General features: G+C 71.6%; 17 protein-coding genes. 8 read left to right on the top strand and 9 right to left on the bottom strand.

All coding sequences use genetic code 11. From position 1 onward, the window contains the following. The first annotated feature begins 79 nt into the window (after window positions 1-79). The 4 genes from OG570_RS25640 to OG570_RS25625 all read left to right on the top strand — a co-directional run bounded on the left by OG570_RS25640 (window position 80) and on the right by OG570_RS25625 (window position 4059). Window positions 80-973: a ParA family protein gene (locus OG570_RS25640; protein WP_326943029.1), complete on the top strand. Its 894-nt coding sequence runs from the start codon at window positions 80-82 to the stop codon at window positions 971-973. Between the two features lie 3 nt (window positions 974-976). Further along, window positions 977-1786: a DNA-formamidopyrimidine glycosylase family protein gene (locus tag OG570_RS25635; protein ID WP_326943030.1), complete on the top strand. Its 810-nt coding sequence runs from the start codon at window positions 977-979 to the stop codon at window positions 1784-1786. A gap of 609 nt (window positions 1787-2395) precedes the next feature. Continuing rightward, complete coding sequence (locus OG570_RS25630) at window positions 2396-2956, top strand: GNAT family N-acetyltransferase (RefSeq protein ID WP_326943031.1); 561 nt, start codon at window positions 2396-2398, stop codon at window positions 2954-2956. Between the two features lie 65 nt (window positions 2957-3021). After that, window positions 3022-4059 (top strand): quinone-dependent dihydroorotate dehydrogenase, encoded by a 1038-nt coding sequence (locus OG570_RS25625; RefSeq protein WP_326951848.1) that lies wholly within the window; start codon window positions 3022-3024, stop codon window positions 4057-4059. On the opposite strand, the gene atzF is transcribed toward OG570_RS25625, so the two are convergent. From atzF to rimO, 7 genes are all read right to left on the bottom strand, one after another. Beyond that, the gene (atzF, locus tag OG570_RS25620; protein ID WP_326951847.1) at window positions 4031-5785 is read right to left on the bottom strand and encodes an allophanate hydrolase; all 1755 of its coding nucleotides are present in this window, start codon (window positions 5783-5785) and stop codon (window positions 4031-4033) included. The two genes, OG570_RS25625 and atzF, sit on opposite strands and share 29 nt — an antisense overlap. A gap of 666 nt (window positions 5786-6451) precedes the next feature. Continuing rightward, window positions 6452-7459, bottom strand: a complete 1008-nt coding sequence (pspM, locus tag OG570_RS25615) for a phage shock envelope stress response protein PspM (protein ID WP_326951846.1) — start codon at window positions 7457-7459, stop codon at window positions 6452-6454. Between the two features lie 32 nt (window positions 7460-7491). Continuing rightward, complete coding sequence (locus OG570_RS25610; protein ID WP_326943035.1) at window positions 7492-8337, bottom strand: PspA/IM30 family protein; 846 nt, start codon at window positions 8335-8337, stop codon at window positions 7492-7494. Between the two features lie 246 nt (window positions 8338-8583). Next, complete coding sequence (locus tag OG570_RS25605; RefSeq protein ID WP_247054625.1) at window positions 8584-9051, bottom strand: helix-turn-helix domain-containing protein; 468 nt, start codon at window positions 9049-9051, stop codon at window positions 8584-8586. A 98-nt stretch (window positions 9052-9149) separates the two neighbouring features. Continuing rightward, the gene (locus OG570_RS25600; protein ID WP_326951845.1) at window positions 9150-9662 is read right to left on the bottom strand and encodes a CinA family protein; all 513 of its coding nucleotides are present in this window, start codon (window positions 9660-9662) and stop codon (window positions 9150-9152) included. Between the two features lie 2 nt (window positions 9663-9664). Beyond that, entirely contained in the window at window positions 9665-10315 is a 651-nt protein-coding gene (gene pgsA, locus OG570_RS25595) for a CDP-diacylglycerol--glycerol-3-phosphate 3-phosphatidyltransferase (protein WP_326951844.1), read from the bottom strand. Continuing rightward, window positions 10312-11748: a 30S ribosomal protein S12 methylthiotransferase RimO gene (rimO, locus tag OG570_RS25590; protein WP_247054629.1), complete on the bottom strand. Its 1437-nt coding sequence runs from the start codon at window positions 11746-11748 to the stop codon at window positions 10312-10314. Before rimO ends, pgsA begins: the two co-directional genes overlap by 4 nt. Window positions 11749-11835: 87 nt before the next feature. Between rimO and OG570_RS25585 the strand changes: the two genes are divergently transcribed. The 3 genes from OG570_RS25585 (at window position 11836) to OG570_RS25575 (ending at window position 13571) form a co-directional block, all read left to right on the top strand. Beyond that, the gene (locus OG570_RS25585; protein ID WP_371827714.1) at window positions 11836-12354 is read left to right on the top strand and encodes an amino-acid N-acetyltransferase; all 519 of its coding nucleotides are present in this window, start codon (window positions 11836-11838) and stop codon (window positions 12352-12354) included. Between the two features lie 105 nt (window positions 12355-12459). Continuing rightward, window positions 12460-12894, top strand: a complete 435-nt coding sequence (locus OG570_RS25580; protein WP_326943039.1) for a phospholipase — start codon at window positions 12460-12462, stop codon at window positions 12892-12894. Window positions 12895-12953: 59 nt separating this feature from the next. After that, entirely contained in the window at window positions 12954-13571 is a 618-nt protein-coding gene (locus OG570_RS25575; RefSeq protein WP_326951843.1) for a nitroreductase family protein, read from the top strand. Here the strand turns inward: OG570_RS25575 and OG570_RS25570 are convergent. Together OG570_RS25570 and OG570_RS25565 are read right to left on the bottom strand one after the other, a co-directional pair. Further along, window positions 13564-14001 carry a hypothetical protein gene (locus tag OG570_RS25570; protein ID WP_326951842.1) on the bottom strand — a complete coding sequence of 146 codons (438 nt, stop codon included), beginning with the start codon at window positions 13999-14001 and terminating at the stop codon, window positions 13564-13566. The genes OG570_RS25575 and OG570_RS25570 overlap by 8 nt on opposite strands. A 36-nt stretch (window positions 14002-14037) precedes the next feature. Beyond that, window positions 14038-16554, bottom strand: a complete 2517-nt coding sequence (locus OG570_RS25565) for an FtsK/SpoIIIE family DNA translocase (RefSeq protein ID WP_326951841.1) — start codon at window positions 16552-16554, stop codon at window positions 14038-14040. 1050 nt (window positions 16555-17604) lie between these two features. Between OG570_RS25565 and OG570_RS25560 the strand changes: the two genes are divergently transcribed. Next, a complete protein-coding gene (locus tag OG570_RS25560; RefSeq protein ID WP_326951840.1) occupies window positions 17605-18411 on the top strand; it encodes a lysophospholipid acyltransferase family protein in 807 nt (268 codons plus the stop codon). Window positions 18412-18427 lie beyond the last annotated feature (16 nt).

Raw genomic sequence — 18427 nt, 5'->3', positions numbered from 1 at the left:
GGCTGGTCCCTTCGGGTGAACCGGAGTCACGACGCCTGGCCCGGTGGCCCCGCTGGCCACCACCCGTAGGCTGGGCTTCGTGCACACGGTCGCCGTACTCAGCCTCAAGGGGGGCGTCGGCAAGACGACGGTCGCCCTCGGTGTGGCCTCCGCCGCCCTGCGTAGGGGCACGCGGACCCTGGTGGTCGACCTGGACCCGCAGGGCAACGCCACGACCTCGCTCGACCCGCCCTACACCGACGCCACCCTCGCCGACGTGCTCGAGGACCCCACCCGCGCGACACTCGAGCGCGCGATCGCGCCGAGCGTGTGGAGTGAGGACGTCGACGTTCTCGTCGGCACCGAGGAGCTGGAGCTGCTCAACGACCCGGACGCCGACAGCGACCGGCTGGCGAACTTCTCCCGCGCGCTCGACGAGCTGCACCGCGAGCCCCTGCGCGAGACGCCGTACGAGCTGGTGATCCTCGACTGCCCGCCGTCGCTGGGCCGGCTGACGAAGTCGGCGCTGGTCGCCGCGGACAGCGCGCTGATCGTCACCGAGCCGACGATGTACGCCGTCGCCGGCGCCCGCCGGGCCCTGGAAGCGATCGAGAACATCCGCAAGGAGCTCAACCCGGACCTGCGCCCGATCGGCGTGCTGGTCAACAAGCTGCGCGTGCGCTCCTACGAGCACCAGTTCCGGATCGCCGAGCTGCGCGAGAACTTCGGCCCGCTGGTGATGCCGACGGCGATCACCGACCGGCTGGCCGTGCAGCAGGCCCAGGGCGCGTGCAGCCCGATCCACGAGTGGCACTCCCCCGGCGCGCAGGAGATCGCGCTGACGTTCAACATGGTGCTGGCGAAGATCCTGCGCTCCAACCGCGCCGGGCGCCACCGCGTCCACGGCGAGGAGCCCGAGGGTCCCGACTGGCCCGAAGGTCCGGCGCCGGAGACCGAGGCGGCCCCGGCCGAGGTGTCCGAATCCGCGGGGTGAGCCGTGCCCGAAGGTGACACCGTCTACCTCGTCGGGAAGCGCTTCGACCGCGCGCTGGCCGGGAAGACGTTGCTGCGCGGCCAGTTCCGCGTGCCGCAACTGGCCACTGTGGACCTCGCCGGGCGGGACGTGCTCGGCGTCGGCACGGTCGGCAAGCACCTGTTCACGCGCTTCTCCGGCGACCTGACCCTGCACTCGCACCTGATGATGGACGGCATGTGGGACGTCTACGCGGCCGGCGCGAAGTGGCGCCGGCCCGGGCACCACGCCCGCGTAGTCCTGACGGCGGCCGACGTCCAGGTGATCGGGTTCCGCGTCCACGACCTCAAGCTCGTGCCCGCGGCGAAGGAACGCGACCTCGTCGCCCACCTCGGCCCGGACCTGCTCGATCCACAGTGGACGGACGAGCACGCGGCCCGGGCGACGGCCGCGCTGGCCGCCGAGCCGGCCCGCGAGCTGGGGCTGGCGCTGCTCGACCAGCGCGTGATGGCGGGCGTCGGGAACCTGTACAAGTGCGAGATGTGCTTCCTGCTCGGCGTGACGCCGTGGACGCCGGTGTCCGAAGTGGACGCCGCGCGGACGGTCGCGCTCGGCCGGAAGCTGCTGCTGGCCAACGCCGTCTCCGGGCGGTTCGACCAGAGCACCACCGGCCACCTCGACCGCAACCGGAAGAACTGGGTCTACGAGCGCACCCGCCAGGGCTGCTTCCGGTGCGGCGGCCCCACCTTGGTGCGCACGCAGGGCCACGACGTCCGGCAGCGGCCGACGTGGTTCTGCCCGAAGTGCCAGTCCGGCCCCGCTCCCGCGCGCTGAGCCGACCCCGTGACGTCGTTCAAGCCCCGCTCCACGGGACCGGCACCGAACGCGGCGACCTCGCTCCCTGAGCCGTCCACGCGCTGGGCACCAAGGCCGGCGCGGAGACCCTCGTGTTCGCGCTCCGCGACGCGTCCTTCCTCGGTGACGTGCGGAAAGCTCTCCTGAAAAGTGAGATCCGGCAAATGACGTTGCCGGGTCGCGGGAACTTCGTTTAGCGTGGCGGTACACGAGAGAGGAGGTGGTCCTAAGTTGTATTCCAACAGGACTCGTGAGGTGACTGTCCGCTAGCGGATGGCACGAGATGGGACTTTGAGCAGCGATACAACGGAGCCACCTTCGGCTCATCGCCTGCTTCCCGTGTTTGCCTGATAGCGAATACCAGGCAGTCACCGGGCCCCCAGGGTTCCCGGGCACCGGTCCGGCCCGGGCTCGAGCGTTTGACGGCGTTCGAGAGACCCCCTGGGGGTACCCCCAATACCGCTCATTTGCGCAGGTCATCCCGCCGATCGGCGGTCGATGACCGCCCGGCGATCCGACCTCCGTCTTCGCCGATCCGGTTTCGCCGTTCTGTCCCCCGAACGGGTCAACCGTCGCTAGCCTGGAACCATGCTCAGGCCCGACTACCCGATCACCACGGAACGCCTGCTCCTGCGCCCGTTCACGCCCGACGACCTCGACGCGCTGAACTCCTTCCAGTCCCGCTCCGACGTCGCCCGCTACCTGTACTGGGGCCCGCGCAGCCGCGCCGAATCGGCCGCCGCGCTCGCGAAACGGGTGCACAGCTCGACGTTGACGAACGAGGGGCAGTTCCTGGCCGTCGCGGTCGAGCTGGCCGAGACCGGGCAGCTGATCGGCGACCTGAACCTCGAGTGGCTCAGCAGCGAGCACCGCCAGGGCGAGATCGGGTTCGTCTTCCACCCCGACCACCACGGCAAGGGCCTGGCCGCCGAAGCCGCCACCGAGCTGCTGCGCCTGGGCTTCGAAGACCTGGGGCTGCACCGGATCATCGGCCGCTGCGACGGTCGCAACACCGCCTCCGCCGCGCTCATGCAGCGCCTCGGCATGCGCGAGGAAGCGCGGCTGCGGGAGAACGAGATCGTCAAGGGCGAGTGGACCGACGAGCTCGTCTTCGCGATGCTCGAGAACGAGTGGAAGGACCGCGAGTAGTGGGCTCGTTCACGTCGAGGTGACGCTCCGGTCGCGCGCTCCGGGCGATTTGGCAGCATGAGGGCGTGTTCTTCGACAAGATCGTCCGCCCGGCGCTGTACCGGCTGTCCTACCACGACCCCGAGCTGGTGCACGAGCGCACGATCGGCGTCCTCTCCCGCCTCGGCAAGGCCACCTCGGTGCTGAGCCGCGTCAGCCGCGTCGACGACCCGGTGGCGGTGCTGGGCCTGCGCTTCCCGAACCGCGTCGGCCTCGCCGCCGGGATGGACAAGAACGGCCGCGCGCTGCCCGCGTGGGCCGGGCTCGGCTTCGGCTTCGTCGAGGTCGGCACCGTGACGCGGCTGGCGCAGCCGGGCAACCCGAAGCCGCGGCTGTTCACCCTCCCCGAGACCGACGCGGTCATCAACCGCATGGGCTTCAACAACGACGGCGCCGAGGCGCTCGCGGCGAAGCTCGCCCGGGAGGGCAAACCGGGCGTGCCGCTCGGGATCAGCATCGGGAAGTCGAAGGTCACGCCGCTCGAAGACGCCGTCGAGGACTACCGGTTCTCGCTGCGCGCGCTGCACCCGTACGCCGACTACTTCGCGATCAACGTCAGCTCGCCGAACACGCCGGGGCTGCGTCAGCTGCAGGACCGCGCGGCGCTGGCCGAGCTGCTCGGCGAGCTGCGGGCGACGTCCGTCGAACTGGCCGGTGGCGCCGCGCCGACGCCGGTGCTGGTGAAGGTCGCCCCCGATCTGACCGATGACGCGCTGGCCGAGCTGCTCGAGGTCAGCCTCGAGCACGGCGTCGCCGGGATCATCGCCACCAACACGACCCTGTCCCGCGACGGCATCGCGGCCGCGGAGAGCGGCCTGGCCGGACAGGCGGGAGGGCTGTCCGGCCGGCCGCTGACCACCCGCGCGGCCGAGGTCGTGCGCTTCGTGCACGACCACACCGGCGGGAGCCTGCCGATCATCGGCGTCGGCGGCATCCTCGGCCCGGACGACGCCGTCCGGCTGGTGGACGCCGGCGCGTCACTCGTGCAGCTCTACACCGGGTTCGCGCTGCACGGGCCGGGTCTGGTGCGCCGCGTCAGCCGTGGCCTCGCGGCCCGGCGGTAGACGTGAAGCGCACGTAGCCGCGCCAGGACTCGTAGCGTTCCAGGCCCGGTGCCGCCGTCGTCGCGTCCTTTTCGCACCGGACGGCCAGGACGCGGGACCCGTCCTCCAGCTCGACGCGGGCCAGCACGAACGGCTCCGGCAGCGTGGCAGCGAACCGGCCCAGCGCGGCCGGGGACAGCCGCCAGCGCTCGCCGTCCAGGCCACTGCCGTCGACGTCTTCGAGCACGCCCGGCTGCGGCGGTTCGGTGGCCAGCAACACCATCCGGTACCGCTCGGCGGTCCGGACCGGGCCGGTGAACCGGGCGCCGAGCTCGGTGAGCCGGGAGTTGAGCGGCTGGCCGCGCAGGTGCGCGCCGAACACGACGAGGTCCTCGCCGGGCTCCGGGTAGTGCGTCATCGGCTCGTCCGTGCAGACGGTGGCGAGGTCGAGGGCGATCTGGTCCTCGAACGCGCGCGTCACGAAGGTGACGCCGAACGGGCGGCGGTCGCCCGGCAGCACCGGGACGGTGACCGCGGCCAGGTCGAGCACGTTCACGAACGAGCTGTAGGTGGCCAGGCGGTGGCTCACGCCGATCGGGTCGGCCAGCGCTTCGGCGAGGTCCGGGTGGTCCGGCACGGTCGGCACGAGGAGCGCGTCGAACCCGTCGAGCGCCTGCGCGGCCCGGACTTTCAGCTCGGCGAGCCGGTGTTTGTCGGCGGCGAACGCGTGCGCGGTGTGGCCGCCGGCCGCGTGGATCAGGGTGGCGACCGTCGGGTCGGAGTCGGCCGGGTCCTTGCCGAGGAACTCCCCGATCACGGCGTAGCTCTCGGCGTCGAGCGAGCCGGTGTAGACCAGTTCGCCGGCTTCGCGGAAGGCGTCGAAGGCGATCGGTGCGATGATCGCGCCCGTCACGGCCAGCCGCGTCACGGTGTCCTCGAACGCGAGCCGGGCCGCGGCGCTCAGCGGGGCCAGGCCGGCCTTGTCCGGGATCGCGATCCGCGGGTGGTCGCCGGCGCCGAGGCGGACGTCGGCGGGCCAAGGGCGCGTGCCGGGATCGACGCCGTCCGGGCCGGTCATCAGGGCGAGCGCGTGGCGGCCGGCGGCCAGGCCGGTCGCGAACACCGAGACGCTGTCGTAGGAGCGCGACGTCGGCAGGACGCCGGTCATCGGGAGCAGGCCGAGCGTCGGCTTCAGCCCGACGACGGCGTTCAGCGCGGCCGGGATCCGGCCGGAGCCCGCGGTGTCGGTGCCCAGCGCCAGGTCGACGATGCCGAGCGCGACGGCGACGGCCGAGCCGCAGCTGGAGCCGCCGGCGACCTTCGTCCGGTCCCACGCCGCGGTCACCGCGCCGTACGGGCTGCGGGTGCCGGTGAGGCCGTAGCCGAACTGGTCCAGGTTGGTCTTGCCGAGCACGACCGCGCCGGCCGCGGTGAGCCGGGCGACGACGGTGGCGGAGGTTTCCGGGACCCGGGCGAACGACGGGCACCCCGCGGTGGTGGGCTGCCCGGCGACGTCGATCACGTCCTTGACGGCGATGACGGTGCCCGCCAAGGGCAGGACTTCACCCGCCTTCACCCGTTCGTCGACCGCCTTCGCGTCGACGAGGACGTCCTCGATGGCGCGCAGGGTGGTCCAGAGTTCGGGGCGATCGACCTCGGAGACGCGCTCGAAGGCCGCGATGACGCGCTGGGTCGCGCTGGGTGGGGTGGTCGGGACGGGGTCCGGTTCCGGCGGGAGCGTGTTCACGGGGCGTCCTTCCCTCGGCGGAAAGCGAGAAAGTCCACTGTGTACGGTCGGCGCCGGCGAACCTCAGAGCACGGCGGGCCTTCCGTCGGGTGCCACCACTGCTTGCATGACAGAAACGTTAGGTCGTGCACGTTTCCGTCGCTACCGGTTTCCGATTACGCGCGTGTTTCGGGACCAAGGGGTGAACAGGCGGCGACGCCGGGGTGAAACGCACGATCACGCACGCCGCGTGACCGGACGGGTCCGCAGCCGGACGACGGCACCCGGATGGCAGAGCGGGGCACCTGAACGGCCCAGCGCGGGCCGTTTCGCGTGATCGGCGGGCCGTCACGTGTGACGGGAGGGTCAACACGCGTGATTGGACAGTCGACTCGCGTGTGTGGACGGTCGACACGCGACCTGGAGGGTCGACTCGCGTCCCCAGACAGTCGGCTCGCGTACCTGGAAGGTCGGCTCGCGTGCTGCAACCCGGGTCTCGCGTGATTGGAGACGGGACTCGCGTGTTTAGGCCCGGAACTCGCGTGATTGGGGCCGGAACTCGCGAGTCACGGGCCTGGTCACGCGAGTTCCGGGCTGGATCACGCGAGTTCCGGGCCCAGTCACGCTGGTTACGGGTCTGGTCACGTGGGTTCGCGGCGGATCACGTGGGTTGCGGGGCTTGGGGTGTCAGGAGAGTTCGCGGAGGGCCATGGCCAGGCCGGCCAGGCGGTCCGTGGCGTCGGTGAGGGCCTGTTTGGACGTGATCAGGCCGTCGCCCGCGGCGGCGACCGTGTGGCCGGCCGCGGCGACCAGGCCGCCGTAGCCTTCGAGGCCGTCGTCGAGCTGCTCGCGGAGCTTGGCGACCGCCGCGTCGAGCGCCGCGCGCTCGCGGGCGGGGGCGGCGTTGCGGCCGCGCTCGATCGCCTGGATGCGGGCCGCCAGGCCGCGCAGGGCGGCCGCGGCTTCGTCGGCCGTCTGGCGGGCGTCCGCGACGGACACTTCGGACACCGGCGCGGTGCCCACCGAGGTCGGCACCGACAGCTGGCGCAGCAGCTCGAACAGCGACGCCTCGCCCTCGGCCAGCCGTTCCATCGGCTCGCGCGCCACCGACCCGGCGGGCGGCAGCGGGGGCGGACCGGCCGGGGTGGCCGGCAGCTGGACGCGGTTGAGGCCGCGGAGCTTGAGCCCGGACCGGACGCCGAAGGTGCCGAACACGACGGCACCGGCGAAGGCCATGATCGCCTGCGGCATCATCGCGGCGCCGGTGGCGCTGATCCAGCCCACGCCCGCGGCCACGGCGAGGACGCCGCACAGGATCGTCAGCAGGATCCACAGTGTGAGCGCGCGAGACGTCCGCCGCTTGCGGCGTTCCAGCTTCGCGGCGGGGTCGTTCCACCGGTTCCACTTGGTCCGGGCCTCGGCGAAGGCCGGGACCTGGTTCGCCACGGACGCCAACGACGACAGGTCCGGCATCCGCGATCCGGACGTCCGCGGCCGCTGCAACGGGTTCGGCCGCTGGTAGGACGGCCGGGCGGTCCCGGGCTTCCCGCCGGCCTGATCGGCCGGCGGGAAGTACCTCTGGACCTTCTGGAGCTTCTCCTGGGCGCGCTGGGCGTATTCGGGCAGCTTCTCGATGTGCTTGTCGAGCTTGGCGCCGAACTCGCTGAAGTCCCGGCCTCTGCCTTGCTGTCCCATGCCCGCCCCCTGGTTCGGCTCCGGCTCCGGCGTCAAGCCGGGTTCTTGCCCTGCTCCGCCTGCACGCGCGCCTGGATCTCACGCTGGATGTCGGCCGAGCTGGCGGCCGGCTTCTGGGCCGCCGCCGCGCCGCCGTCGGTCACCTGGGCGACCGAGTCGCCGCGCATCGACGCGCGGATCTGCTCGAGCCGCGACTGCCCGGCGAACTGCGTGGTGGAGGCCTGGACCTCCATCATGCGGCCCTGGACCGAGTTCTGAGCGAGTTCCGCTTGACCCAGCGCCGTGGTGTAGCGCTTCTCGATCTTGTCGCGGACCTCTTCCAGCGACGGCGTGTTGCCCGGCGCGGCCAGCTGGCTCATCTGGTTCAGCGAAGCGGAGACCTGCTCCTGCATCTTCGCCTGCTCCAGCTGCGAGAGCAGCTTGGTGCGCTCGGCCAGCTTCTGCTGCAGCATCTGCGAGTTGCGCTCCACGGCCTTCTTGGCCTGGGCCGCCGCCTGCAGCGACTGGTCGTGCAGCGTCTTGAGGTCCTCGATGTTCTGCTCGGCCGTGACGAGCTGCGTCGCGAAGCTCTCCGCGGCGGTCTCGAACTCGGTCGCCTTCTGCTCGTCACCCTTGCCCCGGGCCTCGTCCGCGAGGACGAGGGCCTGGCGGGTCGAGGCCTGCAGCTTCTCGACGTCGCTGAGCTGCCGGTTGAGCTTCATCTCCAGCTGACGCTGGTTGCCGATCACGGAGGCGGCCTGCTGCGTCAGCGCCTGGTGGTTGCGCTGCGCCTCCTCGATGGCCTGCTGGATCTGTACCTTCGGGTCGGCGTGCTCGTCGATCTTCGACGAGAACGCCGCCATCATGTACTTCCAGAACTTCACGAACGGGTTGGCCATCTCCTCCGCCTGCCTTCTTGCGTCCCACGGGCCTTGAGTACTCGGGGTGGTGGGGCGTCGCTCCCCTGCACATGCAACGCACCGACCCCGGCGTTGGGTTCCATCGTGTCAGGTCGGCCACGTCCATTCCAGGCGACCCCGGGGGATTTCAGGGTTCACCCCCTGATCACCCCGGTATCCCACGGGTATCCCACGCGAACGGCCCCGGGCGCGTTGCCCGGGGCCGTCGTCGTGTCCGATTCGTGACTAAGCGGCGATCGTGGAGGCCAGCTTCGGCTGCCCGATCGTCGTGCGCAGGGTGGTGTTCATCCGCGGCGCCGGCGAAACCCGCAGGTCCGCGAGGTCGTTGCCGATCAGCTCGGACATCAGGCGGCCGCCTTCGATCCCGGCCGCCGAGGCCTTCGCACCGCGGTCGGGCACCTTCTCCCGGGGCGCGCCGTCCACGATCCGCTCGTCGACCGGCGCGACCTCGACGTTGTCGAGGGCCGAAACGTCCGCTGCCACGTGGTGCAGCAGTTCGCCGAGCGGAAGGTCCAGGGCCTGGCAGATGGACGCGAGCAGCTCGCTCGACGCCTCCTTCTGACCGCGTTCCACCTCGGAGAGGTAGCCGAGGCTGACCCTGGCGGCGCGGGAGATGTCGCGCAGCGTACGACGCTGGTTGGTGCGGGCATGACGGAGCCGATCACCGATCGCCTCACGCAACAGCACGGTCATCACGCGCCTCCCTTCCGTACAAGTACCCCCTACGTTACCCAGAGCGGCGCCCCGGGCGCAGGATTTGGGTGCCCGTACGCCAAGGGCGAACGCCCGATTCACGCCAGATGTTCCCCGAGCAGGGCAAACGCGGCGCGGACCGACGAGGTCCTGATCAAGTCCCGGTCACCGCTCAAGGCCAGGGTACGGACTGTGACAAACGAGGCTCCGCCTCGGTCCGGGGGCTCCGCCACCCCAGCCTCCGAAACACGCGGTGGCCCGGCGAGCCCGATGTGCACGGTGCCCGGCGCGACGCCGTCCTGGGCGGCCGGGCCGGCCACGCCGGTGAGCCCGAGCCCCCAGGTGGCGCCGCAGCGCTCGCGGGCGCCCTCGGCCAGCTGCGCCGCGACCTCGGGGTACACCGCGCCGTGCTCGGCGAGCAGCTCGGCGTCCACCCCGGCCAGCCGCGTCTTCAGTTCGGTGGCGTAGACGACCAGGCCGCCGCGCAGGACCGCGCTCGCCCCCGGCACCCGGGCCAGGGTGGCGCAGACCAGCCCGGCGGTCAGCGACTCGGCGGCCGCGACCGTCTCGCCCCGGGCCCGCAGCGCCGCGACCAGGGCCTTCTCGTCCACGCTCAGTTACCGGTGACCCGGCGCCCGGCCGCGCGCAGGCGCACCGCCCGGACCAGGTAGTCGACGCCGGTGACCACGGTCAGCACCAGCGCCAGGCCCATCAGCGCCCAGCGCACCGGGTCGGCGCCGGCGGGCAGCGGCAGCAGGTACGCCGTGATCGCGGCGATCTGGGCCATCGTCTTGGCCTTGCCGCCGCGGCTGGCCGGGATCACGCCGTGGCGGATCACCCAGAAGCGCAGCAGCGTGACGCCGATCTCGCGGGCGGCGATCACGATCGTGACCCACCAGCCGAGCATGCCGAGGATGCTCAGCCCGACCAGGGCGGCGCCGGTGAGCGCCTTGTCCGCGATCGGGTCGGCGATCTTGCCGAAGTCGGTGATCAGGCCGTACTTGCGAGCCACCCAGCCGTCGAGCTGGTCGGTCGCGGAGGCGACGGCGAACAGCCCGGTCGCGATCGCGCGCCAGGTGGTGTCGACGCCGTCGCCGGTGAACAGCGCCGCGATGAACAGCGGCACCAGCACCAGCCGGGAGAGCGTCAGGAGGTTCGCGAGGTTCAGGGTCGGGACCGGGGTCGCCTCCGGGACCTGCGCCGTCGTCTCCGCGGTCGGCGGGACCAGGCCCTCGTCCGCGGCGTCGCTCGGGAGCGCACTCACCGGTCGGCGTCCGGTGCCGCGCGCACGATCAGGTCGACACCCGCCGAGTCGACTACCTCGCACCGGAGGAAATCACCCACCTGGGTCTTCTCCGGGGCGTCGAGGATGACGCACTCGCCGTCGACCTCGGGGGCCTGGTGCGCGGCGCGGCCGGTCAGCTCGCCGTCGTCGTCCAGCTCGACCAGGACGTCGACGAAGGTGCCGATCCGGTCCTCCGCGCGCTGCGAGGTCAGCTCCTCGACCAGCGCCGAGATCCGCGTGACGCGCTCGGTGACCACCTGGGGGTCGAGCTTGCCCTCGAAGCCCTCGGCCTCGGTGCCGTCCTCGTCGGAGTAGCCGAAGACGCCGACCGCGTCGAGCCGGGCGCCGGTGAGGAAGCGCTCCAGCTCGGCCAGGTCGTGCTCGGTCTCGCCGGGGAACCCGACGATCACGTTGGTGCGGATGCCCGCTTCGGGCGCGTACTCGCGGATCTGCTCGGTCAGCGCGAGGAAGGAGTCGGTCGAGCCGAACCGGCGCATCCGGCGCAGCACCTGCTCGCTGGAGTGCTGGAACGACAGGTCGAAGTACTCGGCGACACCCGGCGTGGTCGCGATGGCCTTCACCAGCTGCGGGCGCGTCTCGGCCGGCTGCAGGTAGGAGACGCGGACGCGCTCGATGCCGTCGATCTCCGCCAGCCGCGGCAGCAGCCGCTCCAGCGCGGTGGCGCCGTCACGGCCGAAGTCCTTGCCGTAGGACGTCGAGTTCTCGCTGACCAGGAACAGTTCCTTGACGCCGTGCTCGGCCAGCCACATGGCTTCGGCGACGATCTCGTCCGGCTGGCGGGACACGAAGGAGCCGCGGAAGGACGGGATCGCGCAGAACGAGCAGCGCCGGTCGCAGCCGGAGGCGATCTTCAGCGCGGCCACCGGGGAGTCGTCGAGGCGCGTGCGCAGCACCCGCGGGCCCCAGCCGTGCTGCGCGTGGCCCGGGACCTCGACGTTCTCGGCCGCGGCGGGCCGCTGGACCGGGCTGATCGGCAGCAGCTTGCGGCGGTCGCCCGGCGTGTGCGAGGCGACCTTGCGGCCGGCGACGACGTCGTCCAGGCGGTCGGAAAGGTCGGCGTAGTGGTCGAAGCCGAGGACGGCGTCCGCCTCGGGCAGGCTGTCGGCCAGCTCGTGGCCGTAGCGCTCGGCCATGCAGCCGACGGCGACGACCTTCTTGCCCGTGTCCGAGGCCGCCAGCAGCGTGTCGACGGAGTCCTTCTTGGCCGACTCGACGAAGCCGCAGGTGTTGACCACCACGACGTCGGAGTCCTCGGGATCGGCCGCCAGCTCCCAGCCGCCGGCCGCCAGCCGGCCCGCCAGCTCCTCCGAGTCGACCTCGTTGCGGGCGCAGCCCAGGGTCAGCAGGGAGACGCGTCGGGTGGCGGCAGGTTCCGTGGTGGGAGAAGGCACGACGTTCAGGGTAGCCGCCGGTCCTCGCCGGTCCGACGACGGCGTAGCCCGGTCGTGTCATCCCGCCTCCAGGGCCGTGTGGTTGAGTTGACGCTCGTGCCGTCCGACTCGCCCCGCCCGACCGTCCGCCGTGCCCGGATCGCCGACATCCGCAAGATCAAGGCCCTGGTCGACGCGGACGCGGGCCGCGTGCTGCTGGAGAAGGACCTGGTCACCCTCTACGAGGCCGTCCAGGAGTTCTGGATCGCCGAAGCGGCGGGCGAGGTCCTCGGCGCGGCCGCGCTCCACGTCCTCTGGGAGGACATCGCCGAGCTGCGCACCGTGGTGGTCGACAAGGCCGCCCGCGGCCAGGGTGTCGGGCGGCTGCTGGTCGCCCGGCTCGTCGACGAGGCCCGTGAGCTCGGTCTCCGGCGGCTGTTCGTGCTGACCTTCGAGACCGGCTTCTTCGCCGGCCACGGTTTCGTGGAGATCGACGGCACCCCGGTGTCGCACGAGGTCTACGAGGAGATGCGGCGCTCGCACGACACCGGCGTCGCCGAATTCCTCGACCTGCCGTATGTCAAGCCCAACACCCTGGGCAATTCACGCATGTTGCTCCAGCTCTGAGGGAAATTCACCGAACATCCTCCTTTCGGGCGGTGACGGCGGGACAAAGCGCACTCGAAGCTGATCGGGCAAATCGTCCACTTGATCAGCAAGGGAACGCACACGATGCGCACGACACTCCGGAACCTGGGGGCCACCATGACGGTGGCCGTGACTGTCGGCTTGGGGGCCCTGCTGGGCACCGGCACCGCCGCGGCCGTCGACATCCCGACGGTCACCGACCAGTACCTCTTCCACACCTCGCTGTCCGGCTTCGAGTCCACCCGGGCGCAGAAGCCCTACAACGGCCAGCTCGACTGGTCGTCCGACGGCTGCTCGTGGTCGCCGGACACCCCGTTCGGCTTCCAGTTCCTGCCGGGCTGCCACCGGCACGACTTCGGGTACCGCAACTACAAGAAGCAGGGCCGGTTCACCTCGGCGAACCGCCTGAAGATCGACGACAACCTCTACAGCGACCTGAAGAGCGTCTGCGGGTCGAACGTGGTGTGCAAGGGCGCGGCCTGGACGTACTACCAGGCCGTCCGCAAGTTCGGCGGCTGAGCCGGTGGTCTGACCGCCTTCCTGGCCCGGACTGTCGCGGTCCGGGCCAGGATGGGGGCATGGAGATCGATCACCTGCTCAGCACCACCCGCGCCGTCCGCCGCAAGCTCGACCTCGATCGCCCGGTCGAGGCGGCGGTCCTCGAGGAGTGCCTGAACCTCGCGCTGCAGGCACCGACCCCGGGCAACGCCCAGGCGTGGCGCTGGCTCGTGGTGCGCGACCAGCGGGTGAAGGACCGGCTCGGCGGGCTGTTCCGCGAGGTCGGCGCGGCCTACCTGGCGGACCGCGAGGCGGGCGACGCCGCCACCCGGCGGGCGCTGGCGTCCGGGCAGCACCTCATCGACGTCATCGAGCGCGTGCCGGTGTTCGTCATCCCGTGCCTCAAGGGCCGTCCGAGCGGCGAGAACGCGACGGACGCGGCCTTCTACGGCGGCATCTTCCCAGCGGTCTGGAACTTCCAGCTGGCCCTGCGCTCCCGCGGCCTCGGCTCGACGCTCACGACCTACCACCTGTCCCGCGAGGCGGCGGCCGCCGAGATCCTCGGCGTCCCGGCCGGCTTCACCCAGGTCGGCCTGCTGCCGGTGGCGTACACGACGGTCCCGGACTTCAAGCCGGCCGCGCGCGTCCCGCTGGCCGAGGTCGCCTACCTGGACCACTGGGGCACGCCGCTCAGCTGATCCGGACCGTCGCCTCCCCGGCGTCCTGGCTGACCGACACCAGCTCGACGCGGCTCGCGGCGAAGCTCGTCGCCTGCGGGCCCGTGCGCGGGCCGGTGTGCAGCTCGGCCGTGGTGCTCTCGCCGCGGCCGGGCTCGCTCAGCAGGAAGGCCACCGAGGCCTCGCCCTGCCAGAAGCACTGCATGCCGGGGCGGCACCGGGAGTCCGAGACCAGGCGGGTGTACCGCACGGTCAGGTCGCGCCCCTGCACGGCGGCCTCCTGGCCGAGCCGCAGGGTGACGTCCTGGCCGAGCGCGGTCCCGACGGTCGAGGGAGCCGACGCCGCCGGCGTGGACGCGGGTACGGCCTGCCCGGAGGCGACCGAGCTCCCGGCGCTCACCGCGACGACGGCGAAAGCGAACAGTCCGGCTGCGAATCGCTGTGTGTCCACGTGCTCAGGACGGAACGGGCCCGGCCGCGGGTTGCATCACTCGTCGTCCGGGTCGGCCGGCACCGGGTCGCCGCCGCGGATCATGAACAGGACCGACTCCAGCTCCTCCGGCTTGATCAGCACGTCGCGGGCCTTCGAGCCCTCCGACGGGCCGACCACGCCGCGGCTCTCCAGCAGGTCCATCAGGCGGCCGGCCTTGGCGAACCCGACCCGCAGCTTGCGCTGCAGCATCGACGTCGAGCCGAACTGCGAGGTGACGATCAGCTCGGTCGCCTGGATCAGCACGTCGAGGTCGTCGCCGATGTCGGCGTCGATCTCCTTCTTCTCACCGGCCTTCTGCGCGGTGACGCCGTCCTGGTAGTCCGGCTGCGCCTGCTCCTTGGCGTAGTTGACGACCGCGGAGATCTCTTCGTCCCCGACGAACGCGCCCTGGATGCGGACCGGCTTGCCGGCGCCCATCGGCAGGTAGAGCGCGTCGCCCATGCCGATCAGCTTCTCCGCGCCCGGCTGGTCGAGGATGACCCGCGAGTCCGTCAGCGACGACGTCGCGAACGCGAGCCGCGACGGCACGTTGGTCTTGATCAGGCCGGTGACGACGTCGACCGACGGCCGCTGCGTGGCCAGGACCAGGTGGATCCCGGCCGCGCGCGCCTTCTGCGTGATCCGGACGATGGCGTCCTCGACGTCACGCGGGGCGGTCATCATCAGGTCGGCGAGCTCGTCGACGATCGCCATGATGTACGGGTACGGCCGGTACTCGCGCTCGGACCCGGGCGGCGCCGTGATCTCGCCGGACTTCACCTTCTTGTTGTAGTCGTCGATGTGGCGGACCTTGTTGACCTGCATGTCCTGGTAGCGCTGCTCCATCTCCTCCACCAGCCAGGCCAGCGCGGCGGCGGCCTTCTTCGGCTGGGTGATGATGGGCGTGATCAGGTGCGGGATGCCCTCGTAGGGCGTCAGCTCGACCATCTTCGGGTCGATCAGGATCATCCGGCACTCGTCGGGCGTCGCCCGCGCGAGCAGCGAGACGAGCATCGAGTTGACGAAGCTCGACTTACCGGAACCGGTGGAGCCGGCGACCAGCAGGTGGGGCATCTTCGTGAGGTTCGCGGTGACGAAGTGGCCCTCGATGTCCTTGCCGAGGCCGATCACCATCGGGTGGTTGTCCTTGACCGTGGTCGGCGCGCGCAGGACGTCACCCAGGCGGACCATCTCGCGGTCGGAGTTCGGCACCTCGATGCCGACCGCAGACTTGCCGGGGATCGGCGCCAGCAGCCGGACGTTGTCGGTGGCCACGGCGTAGGCGATGTTCTTGGTCAGCGCGGTGATCTTCTCGACCTTGACGCCCGGGCCGAGCTCGACCTCGTACCGGGTGACCGTCGGGCCGCGGGTGAAGCCGGTGACCTGCGCGTCGATGCTGAACTGCTCCAGGACGCCGGTGATCGCCTCGATCATGGCGTCGTTGGCCTTGCTGCGGGACTTCGGCGCGTCGCCGAGCTTCAGCAGGTCCGGCGGCGGCAGCTTGTAGTCGCCTTCCACGGTCCGGGTGACGGCCATCGCGGGCTCGGGGGCCTTCTTCGGCTTCTTTTCGGGCACCTCCGCCGCCGGCGGTTTGGGCAGCGCCTTCGGCGGCTTGATCGGCGTCGGCATCTCGGCGAGGGCGGCCTCGATGTCGAGCTGCTCGGGGTTCGCGTCGGCGGCCTGACGGCGGCGGGACGGCTTGCGCAGCCGCGCGGCCTTCGGATCGGCCTCGGTGACGTCGTCTTCGTCGGTCGCGAAGATGGAGCCCTCGTCGCCCTCGGCGAGGTCTTCTTCGTCGAGGCCCCAGTTGCGCAGGCGGTGCGGGATCTCGCGCACGGGCGTGCCGGTGAACACGAGGATGCCGAAGACGAGGGCGAGGATCAGCAGCGGCACGGCGACCCAGGTGGTGACGCCCATGGTCAGCAGCCCGCCGGAGAAGGAACCGACGATGCCGCCGGCGTACATCCGGCCGTCGTTGGTGTCCGGGAGCGCGGTGAAGATGTGCAGCATCCCGAGCACGGACAGCACGACCATAATGGTCCCGACGACCATCCGCGGCCGCGTCTCCGGATGCGGTTCGGACCGCATCAGGGCGACGGCGATGACCACGAGCACCAGCGGCAGTGTCACGGCCCCGGCCCCCAGCACGGTCCGGGTCGCGATCTCCACACCCGCACCGATCGGCCCGGCGGCCCGCCACCAGACGCCCACGGCGGCGATGATGGCGAGCGCGATCAGCCCGAGCGCGAGCCCGTCACGGCGGTGCTCGGCCTCGAGTTCCCGGGTGCGCCCGACGGTGCGGGCCAGCGTCCCGATGCCCCGGGCCAGCAGGTTCCAGGTCCCCCGGACACCCTTGCCGAAGACACCGGGAGTCTTCCGCCGAGGAGCCGGCTTGCGAGCGGCCGGCTTCCGGGAGGTCCGGGTGCTCCGGGTGGCGCCGGAACTCGGCTTCGCCGGAGTACGGGGCTTGCGCGCCGCTGCTCCCTTCGCGCCGCTTCCCGTACTTCGCTTCCTCGTCGCCGACCCAGCCATGCTCCAACGGTAACCGCCGACGCCGTTTCGTCACATGCGCCACTCTCAGCGCATCGTGAACTTCTGCCTCACGGTCGGGCGCGGTGGGGCCATTCGGGTGAGTGGGATGGGTCGGTGGCGGTGTTGTCGGGCCGGTGGGGCGGGGTTTCGGGGTTGGGTGCGCGCGAGCGGTCCTTTCGTGGCGGGTTTCCGGGATCGGGGCGGCGCGAACGGCCCTTTTCGTGCGGGGTGTCTGGGGTTGGGCGCGCGAACGGCTCCTTTCGCGCCCGGTTTCCGAGGTTGGACGGCGCAAACGGCCCTTTCGTGCTCTACATCCGCCGGGCTGCGGCGCTGGGAACGGCCCTTTCGCACCCTTGACCAGGGGTGCGAAGCGCGCGAACGGGCCGGTCGCGACGACACCCGCGCTTAACCGTCACGAACGGACCGTTCGTGACCAGTTGGGCGCGAACGGTCCGCTCGCAACACGCGCCCCGCGTCACGAATGGACCGTTGGTGACGCAGGTCAGGGCCTCGGCGGTGCGAACGGACCGCTCGTGCCGCACTTCAGCAGGCCGAGGCAGCACGAAAGGGCCATTCGCGCCGCTCGCCTCCGGCCTCAACCGGTGTGAAAGGGCCGTTCGTGCCGCACGCACCTCCTGACCTGCGCGAACGGACCATTCGCGCATCCGCCTGGCCGACTGAGTCGCGAAAGGGCCGTTCGTGCCGCACGCACCTCCCGACCTGCGCGAACGGACCATTCGCGCATCCGCCTGGCCGACTGAGTCGCGAAAGGGCCGTTCGTGCCGCACGCACCTCCCGACCTGCGCGAACGGACCATTCGCGCATCCGCCTGGCCGACTGAGTCGCGAAAGGGCCGTTCGCGCCGCACAACCCGCGAGCGCAACCGCACGAACGGCCCGTTCGCGCCCGAACCGTCGCCAACGGACCCTTCGCCCCACCCGACCGGCCGGCCCGACCGGCCGATCCGCGTCAAGAACGTCACCAACGGGCCGTTCGTGACCCAGCCGAGCAGCCATCCGGGTGAAATCCGGCGTCTGCCATGCTCTGCGCATGTTCGCGCTGCGCACCGACGACTCGTCCCGCCGTGCCCCGGCCATCTGGCGGACCATGCTGAACATCGACCGCGGGCTGGTGAACCTCGTCGGGCGGCTGACCGTGTCCGGCCGGGTTCCGGCGCAGCTTCGGGGGCGGCCGTTGCTGATGGCCGCCAACCACATCGGTGTGTTCGATGCCTTCGTCCTGATGGCCGCGTGCAAGCGGATCGGGATCAACCCGCGCTTCATGCTGGCCGGCGGCATCCTGGACGCGCCCGTCATCGGGCCGGCGCTGCGGGTCAGCGGGCACCTGCGCGTGGACCGCAAGCACGCCGGCACCGCCGTCGGGCAGTTCGCCGAGGCCGTCGAGGCGATGAAGACCACCCGCGAGCCGATCATCGTCTACCCCGAAGGGCGGATCAGCCACGACCCGGGCCTGTGGCCGGAGCGCGGCAAGACCGGCGCCGCCCGTCTGGCGCTGGCCGCGGGTGTCCCGGTGATCCCGATCAGCCAGTGGGGCGCGCACGAGGCGGTCTACTGGGGCACCGAGACCGTCAACGGCCCGGCCGACCTGCTCCCGCTGGCCCGCTCCGGGCTCAGCGCGCCGCTGCGCCGGCCGAAGTTCCGGGTGCACTTCGGCGACCCCGTCGACCTGGCGGACGTCGAGCCGGAACGGCCCGGCGCCGGGGTGCGGGCGCACGCGAAGATCATGCAGGCGATCACCGACGGCCTGATCCCGTTGCGCACCGGCGAACTCGACCGGCCGCGCTTCCACGACCCGACGCGGCCGACCGACACCGTCAGCCCGTGGAAGCCCCTGTAACCCCGTAGCCGCAGTC

Source organism: Amycolatopsis sp. NBC_01286 (assembly GCF_035982555.1).
GTDB lineage: Bacteria > Actinomycetota > Actinomycetes > Mycobacteriales > Pseudonocardiaceae > Amycolatopsis.
Note: the sequence above shows the minus strand (reverse complement) of the source record. Positions and strands in the feature narration are given on the sequence as shown.

Excerpts from the sequence above, each read along its gene's own strand:
- OG570_RS25630 (WP_326943031.1), top strand. The coding sequence starts at position 2,396 with ATGCTCAGGCCCGACTACCCGATCACCACGGAACGCCTGCTCCTGCGC.
- pspM (WP_326951846.1), bottom strand. The coding sequence starts at position 7,459 with ATGGGACAGCAAGGCAGAGGCCGGGACTTCAGCGAGTTCGGCGCCAAG.
- OG570_RS25610 (WP_326943035.1), bottom strand. The coding sequence starts at position 8,337 with ATGGCCAACCCGTTCGTGAAGTTCTGGAAGTACATGATGGCGGCGTTC.
- OG570_RS25605 (WP_247054625.1), bottom strand. The coding sequence starts at position 9,051 with ATGACCGTGCTGTTGCGTGAGGCGATCGGTGATCGGCTCCGTCATGCC.
- OG570_RS25580 (WP_326943039.1), top strand. The coding sequence starts at position 12,460 with ATGCGCACGACACTCCGGAACCTGGGGGCCACCATGACGGTGGCCGTG.
- OG570_RS25575 (WP_326951843.1), top strand. The coding sequence starts at position 12,954 with ATGGAGATCGATCACCTGCTCAGCACCACCCGCGCCGTCCGCCGCAAG.
- OG570_RS25565 (WP_326951841.1), bottom strand. The coding sequence starts at position 16,554 with ATGGCTGGGTCGGCGACGAGGAAGCGAAGTACGGGAAGCGGCGCGAAG.
- OG570_RS25560 (WP_326951840.1), top strand. The coding sequence starts at position 17,605 with ATGTTCGCGCTGCGCACCGACGACTCGTCCCGCCGTGCCCCGGCCATC.